This is a genomic window from Streptomyces sp. NPDC058086, from assembly GCF_042885015.1.
In the GTDB taxonomy this organism is placed as follows: domain Bacteria; phylum Actinomycetota; class Actinomycetes; order Streptomycetales; family Streptomycetaceae; genus Streptomyces.
This window is the reverse complement of record NZ_JBHVST010000020.1, coordinates 71,035-86,203: the sequence shown is the minus strand read 5'-3', so window position 1 is coordinate 86,203 and position 15,169 is coordinate 71,035. Positions and strand designations below refer to the sequence as shown.

Here is a 15,169-nt window from a genome sequence, read left to right as displayed (position 1 = left end):
CCTCTTCTTCACCTCCGCCTGGTGCCGTACGGCAGCAGACATATCCGGCTACACCAATCCTCCTGGAATGAACCAGCGGAAACCATCCCGAGGTCGTCGTATCTTCCGAGAACCTGACGCACCCTGGCCCGGCGACGGCACGGATCGGGGGGAGCGGTTGTTCCTACACGTCCCCCTCCGTGTCTGCGTCGGACCCGTTGCGCGAGGTTCATGTTCTGCCGGCTTGGCCGGACGCTGGCGAGTTCCCGCGGGCCGCGCCTGACTGGTTCGCCCTGGACCGGACCGCTGGCCAGACAACGGCCCTGTACATGGCCTGCGAGAAGGACGGGTCTGCTCAGCCGACCCGACCGGCTGGCTGGAACGTCCGTCCTTGTCGCCGCGGCCGATGTCCCGGTCCGCAATGTGAAGGCGAACAAGCCCCACGGGGCTCCCTATGTTGTCTAGGCCCACCGTCAAGCATCACCTGGGACCAGAACGTCAGGCATCACCTGGGATCCGACACGGACCTGTAGGACGCAAAATAGTGGGTTTCGCGCTGACTTGCACTTCTTTCTCTCCGACATCCCCGTGCCGGGAGACGCGTTGAGCGAAGGCGAACTCTTCGCCGAGAACGGCGGCAAGCGGAGGGGGCCGACCGTCCCGCATTGCGACTTACTGCGGTCGTCGCTGCTGTTGCCGTCGCTGCGGCCGACCTATACCCGTAGGGTCCAGGGCGGGTGATCACTCTCACCGCCCGTCCGTTGGCAGATTCAAGTTCCCAGTCCGGCGGCGCGGGCCATGGCGATGAGTTCTTTGCGATCCGAGGCCGACAGTTTCTCTCTGGCCTGCAGGATCCTGTTCGCCACCGTCTTCTTCGCGATGCCCAGAACGGTGGCGATCTCCTGGTTGGACGGTTCGTCCGGACTTGCAACGAGGTTCACCACCTCGCGCTCCGCAGGCGTGAGGAGGGGAAGCGCCGACTCGCGGTGCGCGGTGTAGGCGGTGCTGAACAGCCGACGTAAGCGCTCGTTGTCGGAAGTGAAGACCGACGCGCCGGACGCGACGACGAGGATAATGAGGGCGAGCCGGTCCTCGTCTCTGTCGGCCTTGCGCAGGTATCCGCAGGCCCCAGCGCGCATGGCGGCCACGACCAGCGGGTCGCCGTCCCACTCAGAATGAACGAGCACCCTGATCGTCGGCTGTGTCCGCATGATCTGCCGGGTGGCGGTGATACCCGCGGTCTCCGTGACCGGCCCGGTGCCGGATTCCGGCATCCTCACATCCATGACCACGACGTCGGGGTGGAACTCCTGGCATCGCTGGACCGCTTCTTGGCCGTTGCACGCGACCGCGACCACCTGGATACGCGGATGGGCATCCAGGAGCATCCGCAAGGCGAAACGTGCGAAGGGCTGGTCGTCGGCGACGAGAACGCGTACGACCCGCTCGTCGGCGCCGTTCTGGTCGGATGCCATCTCAGGCTCCCTCAGACGGGGCGGTCTCCACCGTGATACCCGGCAGCACGCGAGGCAGGCGGGTGACGACCTGTGTTCCGCCCTGCCCCATCGTCCGCACCTGGCAGTCACCGCCGACCTCTGCGGCGCGCTCCCTCATGGATCCCAACCCGACACCGGTGCGCAGCGGCTCGGGCAGCCCCCTGCCGTTGTCCGTGATGGTCATGGTCAGCATCTCGCTGTCCGCCTCCAGCCGTACGCTGCAGCGATCACCCCTGGCGTGGTGCAGAGCATTGGTGAGAGCCTCGACCATGATCCAATACAGCGCCTCCTCCGAGGCGGCGAGCATTTCAGGAAGTTCGTCAGGCAGATCCACGTCGACGGGCAGCGGGAACCGTTCGCGGTAGGCCCGTACGGCACCGATGAGGCCGACCTCGTCGACAGGCGAACGCAGTCCCTGTGAGATCCGACGGACCGTCTCGACCCCTTCGTGCGTACGGCTGAGCCCGGCAGCCAGCAGGGCATCGGTCTTCTCCGGGTCGGCCGGCAGCCATTTGCGGGCCGCTTGCAGACCCCATACCACCTCACTCAGAACCGAGTTGACGCTGTCGTGCAGCTCTCGCCCGAGCCTGCGCCGCTCCTCCGCCCGAGCCGCGGTCAACTGCCGCCCGGCTCGCAGCAGGTTCAACGTCAGCCGCACCCCGGCAGCCGCCTGGGCGGTGTGACGGGCCACGTCTGCCAGCAGTCGCAGGTCCGCCGCAGAGAAGGATTCACCCGGTGAGCGTGCTCCGAGCAGCAGAGCGCCGACCTCCTCGTTGTGGTGGATGAGCGCGAGCCTCAAGACGTCTGGCACGGGTGCCCCGAAGCGGGCCGTCAGTGGCAACGAGCCGTCGGAGTGCGCACCGTACAGCTCGACGGCGACGTACGGCAGTCGCAATGTCTCCCCGACCGTGGCCGCCACTTGGGGAAGCACCTGTTGGGGATCGGTTGCCGCTGACAGTCGTCGGCCGAGTGCCACAAGCACCGCGTAAGGGTCGTCACGCAGCCCGTAGACCAGTCGGTTCACGGCACGCTGCAGGATGCCCTGCACCGGGTGCACAAGAGAAGCCACGACTGCAGTAGCCAGCAGCGAGACCGTCGGGGAGAAAGAGCTCTGCATCACCAGCTCGAAGACCGCCACCGTCGCCGTGTACAGGCCGACGAGAACCCCCGTCAGCACCCCATACAGCAGGGCACGGCTCAAGAGCCGGTCGATGTCGAACAGCCGATAGCGGACGATCGCGATCATTACCCCGGTGCTGAAGACCACCGTGGTCGCACTCATGAGCAGTGATTCGGCCACCCCTGAGCACGGGATGCTCACCACCACGAGAGCCACACTCACGACCACGGCGAGCACCACCCACTTCAACTGCTGACGCCCGACGCGGTCACTGATCCGGAAGCGATGCACCAGCGAGACCACCGCGAGCAGGAACGGCAGGAGATTGAAGACGATGCCGACTTGGTTGATGACGTCGCGCAGGAACGCGAACGCCGGCACACCGACCGGGTTGTCCAACGACGGGAAGTAGTCGTAACCCATCGGCCCGGGCAGGAAGGCTCCCAACAGCAGGTTGAACACCACGGCACCCCCCGTGTACCAGGCGGCCCACCGCCAGCGCGGGGACGGGAGACGGCCGTCGGGGAACAACAGGAGGAGGAAGAAGACGGGGAAGATGAAGAGCACGAACGCCCAGCTCGACACCCACGCCGCCGGCACACCTCCCGGCACACCACGGCTGATCGCGTAAGTACCGTAGGCGTGTGCCAGGTTGTCGACGGACATCCCCGCCGACGCCAGTAGCAACAGCCAGCCCGCGGGGTTGCGCGGACGCCGCACCGCCAACACCAGCCCCGGCGTGGCAAACAGCAAGACCGGCACCGGCTCGATTAGGGCCAGAGTCCAGGGGTGCCAGTCGGGGCGCGGCGCCGAACGGCTCATGGCCACGTAGGCGATCGTCAGGCCGGACAGCACAATGAGCACGGCACCTGCCGCCCATGCGAGCGCCGCCGTCGACCGCCGGTTCGCTTCCTCGGGCAACCCGCGTGTTCCATGACGAGACAGAGTCGTCGATGTCCTCTCGCTCATGTCCACCCTCCCCAGGCGAATACGTTGAGTAGAAGAACCATCGACCGACAGTGATCTCGGGGGTAAGGGAACCGAGTCCCTGGCATCAGGGAACGGTGGTCGAGCCAGTGCCTTCGCAACCACCGTGTGGCCATGACCGCAGCCATGAATCACAGGCGAAACCTGCACTCCCAGGAGTTAGTGATGGCATTCTGGAGAAGAAAGAAGCAGGTAGGAGCCGTGGGCCACGGATTCAGCTGCTCTCCTAAAGCGGGTGTCGCAGGCTCGAATCCTGCCGGGGGCACAAGCGTGACCAGGCGAAACGCCTCGGGCCGGGACGGTCCGGGGCGTTTTGACGGCAAAGGCCCTCAGGCGGCAAGCAGGCGAGCGCTACGCGATGCGGGTTGGCTGACGCCCGAATCTTCGGTCACCTTCCGCGCCGCCTCCGGCGCGTACCTGAAGGCGCTGTGCCAGCCGATGACCTGCTCGTCGCCAACGCCCGATTCGAGTCCACGGCCTGGACGACCACGATCATCAGACCACTGCTGGGCGGCACGGCGATCGGCCTCCTCGGTCCGGTGCTGGCCGACGCGGTCAGCTACCTCCTCTCGGTCCTGGGCATCCGCGCCACGGGCAGACACCAGCTGCTACCCGCCGTCGTAAGGCCGCGCTCATGCGGGCCGGGGACTTGCTCGACGGTTGGCTGTACCTCCTCGCCCCGACGCGGCGCTGCGTCCGCTGCTCTTCAGGACCGCCCTGTTCCACGCCCTGGTGATGGCCGCCGAGTCACCGCTGGCCGTCCTTGTGCTGGGCCGAGTCGGGTTCGCACCGTGGCAGTACGGCCTCGCCTTCGCCGCGCCCTCGACCGGCGGGCTGGTCCTGGCCGGGGCACGGCGCGCGCTCTGGCCCGTCGGACTGGCCTTCCTGGAGCCGGGCACCAGAGGGGTGCCGCCGGTGATGGGCATTGAGTTCGGTCTCACTTTGCCCGCGGAGTCTCCACCCCGTCCAGGTATCCGGCGGTTCCCGCGGCGACGCGTTGTCCGAGCGTCGTCAGCCCGCGGACCCGTGCGGGGCACCCGGGTTGGGCAGCAGTCGAGCGCTGAGACGGTCCGAGCTCGGCCAACGCACGTCGTGGGCCCAGCGAAGCTTCTCGAACACCCAGATAAGGCGGGCCGCCGGGTCGAGCTGGCCCGGCAGCACGCCGTGGCGCGCGCCCGTGGGATCAGCGTGATGTGAGTTGTGCCAGCTCTCACCGAAGGACAGCAGCGCAAGTGGCCAGAAGTTGGTGGCCTTGTCCCGGCTGGCGAAGGGGCGCCTGCCCGTCACGTGGCAGATCGAGTTCACCGACCAGGTGACATGGTGCAGCAGCGCCATCCGGATCACGCCGGCCCAGAAGAACCCGGTCAGCGCACCCGTCCAGGTACCGGTGACGAACCCGCCGACCAACCCCGGGGCCAGGAGCGAGACGGCGGTCAGCGGTCCGAAGAGTTGACCGATGAGCCGCAGATCAGGATCGGCGCCGATGTCGGGAGCAAACCTGGCCCGGTTGCTCAGTTCACGCTTCAGCATCCACCCGATGTGCGCGTGGAGAAGTCCCTTGAGTAGCGCGCGTGTGTCGGTGCCATAGCGCCACGGCGAGTGCGGGTCGCCCTCGCGGTCGGCGAAAGCGTGGTGGCGCCGGTGGTTGGCCACCCACTGGACCGGCGAGCCCTCGATCCCCAGCGAACCCGCGACGGCCAGGGCGATCCGCAGGCCCCGCCGTGCCTTGAACGAGCGGTGCGTGAAGAGACGGTGATAGCCGACCGTGAGGCCGGCCAGGGAAACGAGGTAGGAAACCACGGCCATGCCGAGGTCCAGCGCGGACAAGCCCCATCCCCACACGAACGGCACCACGGCGATCAGGGAGATCGGCGGGGCGACGACGAAGATCCACATCGCCACCCCCGCCGCGGCCGTCTGGGGGGCGTCGAGCAGCGGCTTGACCCCGGCATCGGCTTGATGTTCGGCAGTGGTGTGTTCGATACGGTCGACGTCACTCGGGTTCATCGGTTCCTCACCATCGCTCAGCCTTTCGGAGCCGGTGCCGGACCGACCCGGATCACGCGCCTGTGTGATTTCGAGCGCGTTCAGCGGTCCGCGGCTCACGATCGCACTGGGCGGCATCCGCGCAGGCCGTCGCCGATGTCCAGGGCATGAACGTCGCGGAACTGGATCTCCGTGGGCTTCTGGCAGGTGTCTTGGCCTCGTAGGGGGTGGGACAGATGAGGCCGACAGGTGCCGCGGGCGAGGGTGACCTCGCGGCCAAGCGCCTTGAGCTGGCGGACCAGTTCGCGGGTGCTGAGATCTACCGACACGGTCTGGGGCACGGGAATGAGCACAGAGCGAACGTGATGCGGCGACGATGACGGCAGTGAGAGCGCCTGGCCCGGTCTGGTCTCTGGTCTGGTCTGGTCCGTGGAACGGATGCAGCACACATCAGAATGGGAAACCCCACGAACTCGCGAGAACTACGGAGAGGCTTTCTCCAGGCCAGACGCACTGCGACCAACGCTTGCCCAGGTCACAGCCCCGAACCGAGAAAACTCCTAAATGGTCGTCTCGTTTGGCTCTCCAGGCGACGTGGGGGTGTCCGTGACTGTTGTGGTAGGAAGGGTTACATGCCGCGCTCCGGCCCGCTCCAGGGCTCCGGCCGTTCGCCGGCGGCCATCGGAAGTCGGCGCAGTTGCACCGGGCCGGGATAGAAGGCTGAGGTGTTGGGGCCAGCCATGTCTTCGCCGATGAGATAGCGGCAGAGCCATTCGGCGAAGCTCATCTCGTACTGCGCCCAGCCGCCTTCCCCGTCTTCGACCAGGATCCCGGAGAGCATGCCGTCCGCAGCCGTGAGGAACAGTGTCTCGCCTCGGTCGGTGCTGGCGATAGGCCACAGTCCGTTGCTGGTACCGAAGCTCAACTCCGTGAGTCCGAACAGCAAGCGAGGATCCTCATCCGCGTCAAGGTCGTCCCAGGGAACCTCGGACCAGGCACGGGCCGTGTCCTGAATCCAGTCGCCCAGATTCCAGCGTCCGGTCGCGGGGTGGTGCAAGGACAAGTGGCAGTTGAGCTCGATGGGGGCGTACGCGTCCACGAGGGTCTGGTAGTCGTTCGGCAGCCGGATGCCGAGCTCTGCGTGGAGGCGGTTCCAGGCCGAGGGGTCCGCGTAGCGGTTCTGGGCCTGGCCGAGCATCGCCATGACTGCGGGCAGGTAGTCGATCATGGCGCTCCTCGCTGCCGGGTCGTCTTTGCAGCAGGATCATCCCAGCTCGGAGGTCTCACTGGTCAGGCTGTCAGCCTGCGATAACAGATCAGAGCAGCGGCGATGCCAGCGAATGCCAGGAAGTGTTCGGCCTTGCGCTCGTAGCGACGATGCAGGCGGCGGCACCCGGACAGCCATGCCACGGTGCGCTCCACGGTCCAACGGTGCTTACCAAGGCGCTGGGAGGATTCGATGCCCCGGCGCGCGATGCGCGGCGTGATGTTGCGGGAGCGGAGCCATGTGCGTAGCCGGTCGAAGTCGTAGCCCTTGTCGCCGTGCAGCTTGGTCGGTCGACGGCGGCGCGGGCCGCGGCGGGAGCGGATGGGTGGGATGCCGCGCACCAAGGGCTCCAGCCCTTGGCTGTCGTGGGTGTTCGCAGCCGAGATCCCGATGGAGAGGGGCAGACCGGTCCGCTCGGTGATCAAGTGGATCTTTGATCCCTTCTTACCGCGATCTACGGGATTCGGACCCGTCAGATCCGCCCTTTGAGGGCTCTCATGTTCACCGAGTCGATCGCGCACCGCGACCAGTCCAGTCCGCCACGTGCGCCGAGCTCGTCCAAGACCAGGCGGTGCAGCTTGCCCCACACTCGAGCTCGGCTCCCTCTGTGAAACGGCGGTGCGCGGTCGCACCAGACGGTCCGAAGCCCGGTGGCACTTGCCGCCACGTGCAACCGGTCTTGGCCACGAACACGATGGCAGCCAACACTTGTCGGTCCCCGTAACGACGTCGCCCTCCGCCTTGCGGTCGTACCGGTGCAGCCGGAACCACCCGCTGGAACAACTCCTACAACTCGTCCGGTACCAGCTGCTCCACCATGGCCCTCACGGCGGTCAGCCTAGTTTTCAAGCCAGTTGAGACGACCTCTAAAGCGAGGCGTTGCCCGCCCGGCAGCCACGAGGTGTCACGGTCTGGCACTCGAACATCCCGGGAACCAACCGCTTCCTCGGAACGCCCTTAGCAACGGATTTAGCCAGCCACTTTGGCGCGAGCCTCGAAGATCATGGCCCCAACGTCGTGCTAACGGGCAGGTCCACAGACTGCCCGACGCGCCGGAAGCTTACGGGGCCATGATCACTCGTGCCAAAGCAGCTCCCGGCCAAAGTCGCTCCGCCGACCGCGACGTTACCGACCAGGCAGTGTGGCTCATGGACCTGCACGCCTTCCGCTACGCCCACGCGGGCTGAGTGTTGTCAGTGGTCGTGGCGATCGCAGTGGTCATGACGCCCGTCGTGGCCGTCGTACCCGTCGCCGTCGTGCCCGTGGTGCTCGTGGTGCTCGATCGTGGTGGTGTCGGTGGCGGTGTGAGTGGTGGTGTCACCGCCTCCGGTGACGGTAGCGGTGTTGGTGACCCGTGCACGGGCGTTGCAGGAGACGTCGACCTTCAGGGTGACGTGCGGGTAGCTGTGCCCGGCAGGCAAGACGTCGCTGCGGGTACAGGTGAGGGTGGCCAGAGTGCAGTGCCATCCCCTGCCGGTGATCCTGTCGGCCCGAAGACCTGCGGGGAGGATGTCGTGCACGGTGACCGTGGTGCCATTGGTCGGGCCGGCTGCGGTGACGTTACCCACAGTGATGGTGTAAACGCCGTCCTCGCCCCGGGTGAAGGTGTCCGCGTGACTCTTGGCGATGGTCAGGGAGGGTTGGCCGACTGGGATGACCGTAAATGTGAGGCCGGTGCTGTCGGTGCTGTCGGTGCCGCTGGGGTCAGTGGTGGCGGTGCCACTGGGTTCGGTGAGGCCGGTAGTGGTGAAGGTGTCGTTCACCGGCACCGCCCCGTCGTTGGCCTGGGCGACGTACGCGCGCCGAACCGTGGCGGTCGAGGCTGTGGCCAGGACGATCGCCAGAACGGCCAGCCCGACCATCACGACCGCCCCCGTCTTGCGGGGCCACACCCTCAGCCACAGTCGAAACATGCCGCCCGTACCTCCCGTGCCGCGGCTTGCTTCAGCCCGCCCTCTCCCATGCCTGAACACCGACATCTGCGCTTCCAAACCGTCGACAACAAGCCGTAGTTACTCATCGTGACATGAATATCACTTTACGCATCCGCGAGTGGGCTCGCGGATACGACACGACGGTGATCGCGGCGCGCACACGGGACTCGACAAACACAGCGGGTGGGCGAGTGGTGCACCGAGATCAGAGCGCCAGCGAGGATGGCGCCGCGCAAAAGGAGCGGTGACGCGCTCGATGACGACCGTCATGCGTCGCCCACGGAGCAGATCAGCCGACTGCGGGGGCGGGGCTCGGTCGGAGTGGTCACCGGCGGCGCCGGAGGAACTTGGGGAGCAGAAGGCACAGAGCGGTGAGGACGAGGGCTGAAAGCCCGGCGACCACGGGGGTGGGGAAGTGCCCTTGCTGGGCGACCGACGCGGCGACCGCTCCGGCGCTACCGAGAGTCGTCGGGAAGGTGATGGTGGCGCGCGTGGTGTGCTCGACCAGGCCGCTTTTGAGCGTGAGCCCCACGGTCCACGGGCCGTCCGGCAGCCGTGTGTCCAGCGGGACGACCGCCTCCGCAAGGTCGCCCGGAGCCAGTGTGGTGCCCGTCTTGGCCGAGAACGGTCCAGCGCGCAGTCCGCCCGGCCCGTCGAAGAGGGAGAGTGCCCCGCTGATGTCCAGGGCACGGCCCCCCGTGTTGTGGATCCGGGCGCGAACCTCCCCCCGCCCGTCGCGGGCTCGGGTCGGATAGAGCCGCTCGATCTTGAAGTCCGAAGGTGGCTCACCACCGGGACCGACGTCGATGTACATGCGGACGCCCACCCGGCCCAGCATCGCCACATTGTGCGAGCGGTCCGTGGGGGTGCCCGTCTGCGCCCAGATGACGCCGTATCGCTCCCCGGCGGCGGCGTCCCTGGGCACCCGGATGGTGGTGCGTACTCGCGCCGTTTCGGAGGCCGCCAGCTCAAGGTCCGCCGTATCGAGCGACGTCCAGCCGGTCAGCTCGTTGGAGGTGCGCTCCGGCGCGAAGGTGAACTCACCCTTCGCGATGGTGGCCGCCGCGGCGTAGACGTTGACGTGCATCGGTGTGGGCGACTCGTTGGTGACCTCCACCCGCCGCTCGATGGTCGAGCCGGGCGCGACGTGGTCGACGATGTAGGCCTGCGCCCTGGGATCGACACGGCGGCTTTCCGGAGCGTCGAGCAACTTGATACTGATGATCCTGCCCGCAGCCGGGTCCTGGGGGGAGGACACCCCGGGCGCCCCGTGCCCCGCCGCCGGCATCACCCCGGCCGCCTGTACGAAGGCCAGCACCAGCAGCAGAACCCAGTACCGGCGCGCACCCTTCATTCCGTCAGGCAACGGATTGGGTCAGCGTTCCGGTGTAAGCCCCGCCGACGGCGCCGGCGGGCACGCTGACGGTGACTGTCGGGTTCCAGGTCGCGGTGTTGTCTCCGACACCGGCGCTCCCGGTGACTACTGTCTGCGCGGAGTTGCTCAGCGTCACGGGCGTTCCGGTGGTGGTAATGGTACCGGTCGTCGTGATCGACCCGGGATCGTAGTCGGCGCTGGTGGCGCGGATGGTCGACCCACTGCTCGTGAAGTCCGTCTCCGCCGCGGTCACCGTCCAGGAGGCCGAGAGGAGGGCGCGATCGTCGGTGACGGTCACGGGACCGATCGGCGCGCTGATCCGGGTGCCGGGCGCTCCCGAGCCGAGGTTGGCGCTGGCCGGTACCGACAGCGTCAATGCGCCGGACGTGACGGTGTACGTGACTGTGGTGCTGGGGTCGGCCGCCGCGACGGCGAGGCCCGGCTGGACCAGGACGAGAGCAGCGGCTGCGGCCGCGACAGATAGGCTTCGTGCGCGCACGGTAACTCCCGAAGTAGCCGCCCGCCAGCGGACATCCTGGCTGGCAGCGGACATGTTGGTTGACGTGACGCAGAAAATCGGGCGCGGCCTGTTCACACAAGCCGACGCGCGCCGCACTCCACCACACGAATGACCATATTTCAGCCGGAGCGAGGTGACCTGCGGCGTTAAACGCCAAGCTGAGCGACTGACGGGCTGTGACGTGCCGATGGCAGCGAGGCGGCCGCAGCCCCGCACGTGGGCACGCCTCTGCCTCGCAGCGCTCGTAGCCCCACGGCACAGGCATGGAGTCATAGGCAGGCCGCTGCGCCCAGCCGGGCCGCTACTGGCTGAGGGACGAGACCGAACACGAACGAGCCCTCGCCCACCTGACCACGGGCACGGCCTACCAACTCACCCTGCACGACGAGAACACGCGCTACGTCCTCGTGGCCTACCCGCCGGGAGCGCCCTCGTGAACGGATACACCCGCGGCTTCTGGTGCGAATGCTGGACCGAAGACCTCACCGAGACGCGACAGCCGACCCTCCGCGGCTCCTTCGACGCCCACTCGGCCGGACAGGCGGACCGCTGGATGGCGATCGCGCTCCGCACCATCACGCCAGCACTGGACTTCAGGGCTTCCGACGAGGCCTGGGAGTGGCTGTACGAGGGCCGCATCAAGACGAGAAGAGCTCTCCTGTGCTCGGAACCCTGCACAGTCACGATCAACCAGGGCGACACACACATCACTTGGACAGCCCGACCAGCGCTCTTCCTACCCCTGGCACACCGGCGAAGCCTTGAACTTCCCTCCTGCGCGTACGACTTCAAGCCCCACACCAGGCTGTCGAGTCTCAGGCGATGCTTGACGGGGCGACGTCGGGTGATGCTTGACGTCTGCCCCAGACGATCTTCCGACGGTTGTGTTCGCCGGACTTGCGGACGACCACCTCTTTCCTGGTCACCCGGGGGACGGTGGTGATCAGGTCGGTTCCGAGGAAGACCCGGATGGTGTCCTCGGCCAGGTGGACGGTGACGACCTGACGGGCATAGGACCGGCCGAGCTGGATGCGCTGTCCGGCGACCATGAAGCCGCCGACGCTGCTGACGGTCCGCTCGGCGATCTGCTCGCCGGGCGATGGCAGCTGCGGGGTCGGCCCAGCTGCGCCGACCGCATGCCGGCCCGGCGGGCGGAGGGCACCGTCCGGTTCCGGCTGCCCGAACCAAGGGCGCCATGCCCGGGCCTCGTCCTCCTGCTGCCGGACGCGCACAAGGACCTGCGCAGCGAGAAGTATCCGGTCCTGGCCCCTCTCGCCTGACCGGCCCCGGGTGCGGTGGCCGGGCGTAACCGCCCGCCCTACCGTGAACAGGGGGAGTGGGCGTGTCTCTGTACCGAATCGACGAGGAGGCCACGGGTGCCCCTTCGCGGTGGGCTGGAATGGCTGCGGGCCCGTGATCCGGGCCTGCGGGCGGTGCGGCGTTCGGCGCGGGTGACGCTCGTGGCGTGCACGGGGTTCTACGCGGCGCGCTACGGCCTGGGGAACGATGTCGCGGCGATCTACGCGCTGTTCGGCGCGATCGCCACCGGCGGGATGTCCTTCGTCCCGGGCACGCCGCGTGAGCGCGCCCGCACGCTGCTGGCGGTGCTGCCGGTCGCTGCCGCGCTGGTCACCCTGGGCACCGTGCTCGGGGTGCACTCGTGGACGGCGGCCCTCGGGATGTTCGGGGTGGGCTTCCTGGTCTCGTACGCGGGGGTGGGCGCGCCCCGACTGGGCGGGCTGGCAGGCGGCCTCCAGGCGCTCTACATCCTGGCGTGCTTTCCGCCGTACGCCCCCGCGACGCTGGGGGCGCGCCTGGCCGGGCTGGCGACCGGGATGGTGCTGATGGCTGCGGCGGAGATGTGGCTGATGCCGGCTCCCCCGCCGGGGCGTTACGCGGACCGGCTGGCGCGCGCCGCGGCGCTGGCGTCCAGCACGCTTCAGGCACTCGCGACGGAGCCGCGGTCACCACCGTTCGACGGCCCGGAGCGGCTGATGACGGCGGCGCAGGAGCTGCGGATGAGCCGGGTGCCGGACGACGAGCGCCCGACGTCGGCGTCGGCGCGGCACCGGGCGCTGCGCCAGGGCGCCACCTACATGCGTCATCTGCTGGGCCAGACCCGGCAGTTGGAACAGGACGCCCACGACACCCCCGGCACCCGTGACCCCGCGGCGTCCCGGCTGCTGCAAGCGTCGGCCACCGCATGCCACGGCGTCGCACTCGGGCTGTCCGGCCGGGGCCCGGCGCCTTCCGACGCCCCGTACACCGCCGCCGCGTCGGACTTCGAGGCCCAGATGTGGCGCCCGAACAGCGCGGCTGTGGTGCGCGGCGGCGCGATTGCCCTGGACATCGCGTACACCGGGACCTTCCTGATCACGGCAGTGCGCATCGCGCTCGGCGCGCCCGTGCCCGCGGACGCGACGCCACCCGCGGAGCGGCCGGGCCCGTTCTGGTATGCAGGCCGGCCTACGCTCTCGCTCTACGCGCGCTGCCTGCAGGCCCATCTCACGCCCCGGTCGGTGTACTTCCAGAACGCCGTCCGGATCGCGCTGGCCCTGTCCGCCGCCCGGCTGATCGTGGGCGGGCTCGACCTGGGCCACGGCATCTGGGCGCTGCTGGCCACTATCACCGTGATGGGGACCAGCGCCACGGGCACCCGTACGGCGCTCTGGCCGGCGTTCGGCGGCACGCTCGCGGGCGCCGCCGTGGTAACTGCGATGCTGTACTTCGTCGCCGACCACGTGGTGGTGTACGCGGTCGTGTTGCCGCCTCTGTACCTCCTGGCGTTCTCCGCGGGGCCCGTGCTCGGCATGGGCTGGAACCAGGCGTTCTCCACGATCGCCGCAGCCGCCGCCTTTGCCCAGCTCGGTCCCGCCAAGCCGGGGCTGGCCGCCGTCCGGTTCACGGATGTCGTCATCGGTGGCGTCACCGGAGCCGTGGTCGGGCTGCTGGCCTGGCCGCAAGGCGGTGCCGGGGAACTTCGGCGGGCCTGCTCACGTCTGCTGGACCAGAGCACCCGGGCCGTCACCGAGATCATCGACACCATCGCCGGGGACGGGACGGCCGGCGACGCGCTGGCCCGGGCCCGCCTCGCCCAGGTGATCGCGGAGGCGAGCTACGCGCAGTACGCCACCGAGCGCGGCGACCCGGACCCGGCGCACCCCGCCGACGAGGACTGGATGGCCATCCTGCTGGCCGGGAACCGGGTGATCACCATGGGGCAGAGCCTGCTCGACCACTGCCCTCCAAGCGTGCTGGCGGCCTGGCCGCTCAGCGCCGCGCACCTGCGCGACGCCGCCCACCGTCTCCGGCTGACTGCGCTGCCGCTGATGTACGACCTGCGCTCAAGAAAGCCTCGCCCCACGCCCGCCGAGCCCCCCGACCCGAACGCGCCGACCGACCGCACCGTCATCGCCGATGTGCTCGCCGCCTCGGGCGGCCAGACGCCCGACCCGCAGCTGTACTACGCCGTCGACGCCGCCATCTGGCTGACAAGCCTGCAGGGGGTGATCACGGCGATCCGCCCGGCCGCGGATGGCCGCACAGCTGTGCCAGGTTGACCACCGCGAGGATCGTGGCGACTGGGGGGAACGGCGACGGGGCCTTCACCCCTGACCCAGATACCTGGTCAGGGGCCGTTCATCTGCGGTGGGTGCGGGATTTGAACCCACGGTGACATCGCTGCCACGACGGTTTTCAAGCTCGTTCACGGGTTGTGCGCGGTCGGCGCCGGCCTCTCGGCTTCCCAAGCTGAGGGCACGGCGAAATCCCGCTGCTTGGGCGTCCTCAGGTGTCCTACCGTTCCGCGTATGACTCCGATAAGCCCCGAGAATCCGCTGACCTCAGAGGACGCCCAGGCGTTGCTCGCCATGCTCCCCACCCGAGTCGAGATCAAGCGAGGCATGAGTGAGCGTGAACTCAACCAGGTCGAGGAGCGCTGGGGGTTCCGCTTCGCTCCAGAGCACCGGACGCTGTTGGGTGCAGGACTGCCGACGGGCGGCCGTAGCTGGCCCGACTGGCGGGACGGCGACGCGGAGGAGTTGGCGGAGCGGCTGGCTTGGCCGATCGACGGTGTGTTGTTCGACGTGGAACACAGCGGCTTCTGGCATCCGGAGTGGGATCCGCGGCCGGCGGGCACTCAGGACGCCTTGGAGGTGGCTCGCATCTACTTGGCCAAGGTCCCGGTGATGGTGCCGATCTACTCGCATCGGTGTCTGCTGGCGGATCCGAACCGTACGGGCACGCCCGTGCTGTCGATGTACCAGACGGACATCATTTACTACGGCACCGATCTGGTCGACTACTTCCACCACGAGTTCGGTCGCCCGGTGTCCACACCGGAAGACCACCAGTACGCCGCGATCCCGTTTTGGTCCTACTTCCTGGACTGAACGGCTCCCAAGCAGGACCGGCCTTGCGCCCGAGGGAGTCCGCGGCGCACAGGATGACATCCACGGCTGACATCAACGACGCCGGACAGGGGCGTACGTCAGCGACTCTGTCCG

9 protein-coding genes, 1 tRNA gene and 4 pseudogenes are annotated in these 15,169 nt (G+C 68.3%); 5 read left to right on the top strand and 9 right to left on the bottom strand.

Annotated features, from left to right (window positions below; all coding sequences use genetic code 11):
• Positions 1 to 749 precede the first annotated feature (749 nt).
• Both ACFVWD_RS18305 and ACFVWD_RS18300 read right to left on the bottom strand, forming a co-directional pair.
• The gene (locus ACFVWD_RS18305) at positions 750 to 1,454 is read right to left on the bottom strand and encodes a response regulator (RefSeq protein ID WP_389597239.1); all 705 of its coding nucleotides are present in this window, start codon (positions 1,452 to 1,454) and stop codon (positions 750 to 752) included.
• A 1-nt stretch (position 1,455) separates the two neighbouring features.
• On the bottom strand, positions 1,456 to 3,516 hold the full coding sequence (locus ACFVWD_RS18300) for a sensor histidine kinase (protein ID WP_389597237.1): 2,061 nt from the start codon (positions 3,514 to 3,516) through the stop codon (positions 1,456 to 1,458).
• Between the two features lie 264 nt (positions 3,517 to 3,780).
• Between ACFVWD_RS18300 and ACFVWD_RS18295 the strand changes: the two genes are divergently transcribed.
• Together ACFVWD_RS18295 and ACFVWD_RS18290 are read left to right on the top strand one after the other, a co-directional pair.
• Positions 3,781 to 3,847, top strand: a tRNA-Ser gene (locus tag ACFVWD_RS18295).
• A 116-nt stretch (positions 3,848 to 3,963) separates the two neighbouring features.
• Positions 3,964 to 4,521: pseudogene (locus ACFVWD_RS18290) on the top strand (MFS transporter); the annotation flags it as partial.
• Between the two features lie 72 nt (positions 4,522 to 4,593).
• Here the strand turns inward: ACFVWD_RS18290 and ACFVWD_RS18285 are convergent.
• The 6 genes and pseudogenes from ACFVWD_RS18285 to ACFVWD_RS18260 form a co-directional block, all read right to left on the bottom strand.
• On the bottom strand, positions 4,594 to 5,589 hold the full coding sequence (locus ACFVWD_RS18285; protein ID WP_389597236.1) for an acyl-CoA desaturase: 996 nt from the start codon (positions 5,587 to 5,589) through the stop codon (positions 4,594 to 4,596).
• Between the two features lie 607 nt (positions 5,590 to 6,196).
• The gene (locus ACFVWD_RS18280) at positions 6,197 to 6,796 is read right to left on the bottom strand and encodes an SMI1/KNR4 family protein (RefSeq protein WP_389597235.1); all 600 of its coding nucleotides are present in this window, start codon (positions 6,794 to 6,796) and stop codon (positions 6,197 to 6,199) included.
• 62 nt (positions 6,797 to 6,858) lie between these two features.
• Positions 6,859 to 7,618: pseudogene (locus ACFVWD_RS18275) on the bottom strand (IS5 family transposase).
• 410 nt (positions 7,619 to 8,028) lie between these two features.
• The gene (locus ACFVWD_RS18270; RefSeq protein ID WP_389597233.1) at positions 8,029 to 8,748 is read right to left on the bottom strand and encodes a hypothetical protein; all 720 of its coding nucleotides are present in this window, start codon (positions 8,746 to 8,748) and stop codon (positions 8,029 to 8,031) included.
• A 346-nt stretch (positions 8,749 to 9,094) separates the two neighbouring features.
• Positions 9,095 to 10,123 (bottom strand): peptidase, encoded by a 1,029-nt coding sequence (locus tag ACFVWD_RS18265; RefSeq protein ID WP_389597231.1) that lies wholly within the window; start codon positions 10,121 to 10,123, stop codon positions 9,095 to 9,097.
• Positions 10,124 to 10,127: 4 nt separating this feature from the next.
• Positions 10,128 to 10,643: a hypothetical protein gene (locus tag ACFVWD_RS18260; RefSeq protein ID WP_389597229.1), complete on the bottom strand. Its 516-nt coding sequence runs from the start codon at positions 10,641 to 10,643 to the stop codon at positions 10,128 to 10,130.
• A 454-nt stretch (positions 10,644 to 11,097) separates the two neighbouring features.
• On the opposite strand from ACFVWD_RS18260, the pseudogene ACFVWD_RS18255 reads away from it, so the two are divergent.
• A pseudogene (locus ACFVWD_RS18255) lies at positions 11,098 to 11,466 on the top strand (hypothetical protein); the annotation flags it as partial.
• A 13-nt stretch (positions 11,467 to 11,479) separates the two neighbouring features.
• Here the strand turns inward: ACFVWD_RS18255 and ACFVWD_RS18250 are convergent.
• Positions 11,480 to 11,791, bottom strand: a pseudogene (locus tag ACFVWD_RS18250) (hypothetical protein); the annotation flags it as partial.
• A gap of 249 nt (positions 11,792 to 12,040) precedes the next feature.
• Here ACFVWD_RS18250 and ACFVWD_RS18245 point away from each other — a divergent pair.
• Both ACFVWD_RS18245 and ACFVWD_RS18240 read left to right on the top strand, forming a co-directional pair.
• On the top strand, positions 12,041 to 14,224 hold the full coding sequence (locus ACFVWD_RS18245) for an FUSC family protein (RefSeq protein ID WP_389597228.1): 2,184 nt from the start codon (positions 12,041 to 12,043) through the stop codon (positions 14,222 to 14,224).
• 249 nt (positions 14,225 to 14,473) lie between these two features.
• Complete coding sequence (locus ACFVWD_RS18240) at positions 14,474 to 15,055, top strand: hypothetical protein (protein ID WP_389597226.1); 582 nt, start codon at positions 14,474 to 14,476, stop codon at positions 15,053 to 15,055.
• The last annotated feature ends 114 nt before the right edge of the window (positions 15,056 to 15,169 follow it).

Excerpts from the sequence above, each read along its gene's own strand:
- ACFVWD_RS18305 (WP_389597239.1), bottom strand. The coding sequence starts at position 1,454 with ATGGCATCCGACCAGAACGGCGCCGACGAGCGGGTCGTACGCGTTCTC.
- ACFVWD_RS18285 (WP_389597236.1), bottom strand. The coding sequence starts at position 5,589 with ATGAACCCGAGTGACGTCGACCGTATCGAACACACCACTGCCGAACAT.
- ACFVWD_RS18280 (WP_389597235.1), bottom strand. The coding sequence starts at position 6,796 with ATGATCGACTACCTGCCCGCAGTCATGGCGATGCTCGGCCAGGCCCAG.
- ACFVWD_RS18270 (WP_389597233.1), bottom strand. The coding sequence starts at position 8,748 with ATGTTTCGACTGTGGCTGAGGGTGTGGCCCCGCAAGACGGGGGCGGTC.
- ACFVWD_RS18265 (WP_389597231.1), bottom strand. The coding sequence starts at position 10,123 with ATGAAGGGTGCGCGCCGGTACTGGGTTCTGCTGCTGGTGCTGGCCTTC.
- ACFVWD_RS18240 (WP_389597226.1), top strand. The coding sequence starts at position 14,474 with ATGACTCCGATAAGCCCCGAGAATCCGCTGACCTCAGAGGACGCCCAG.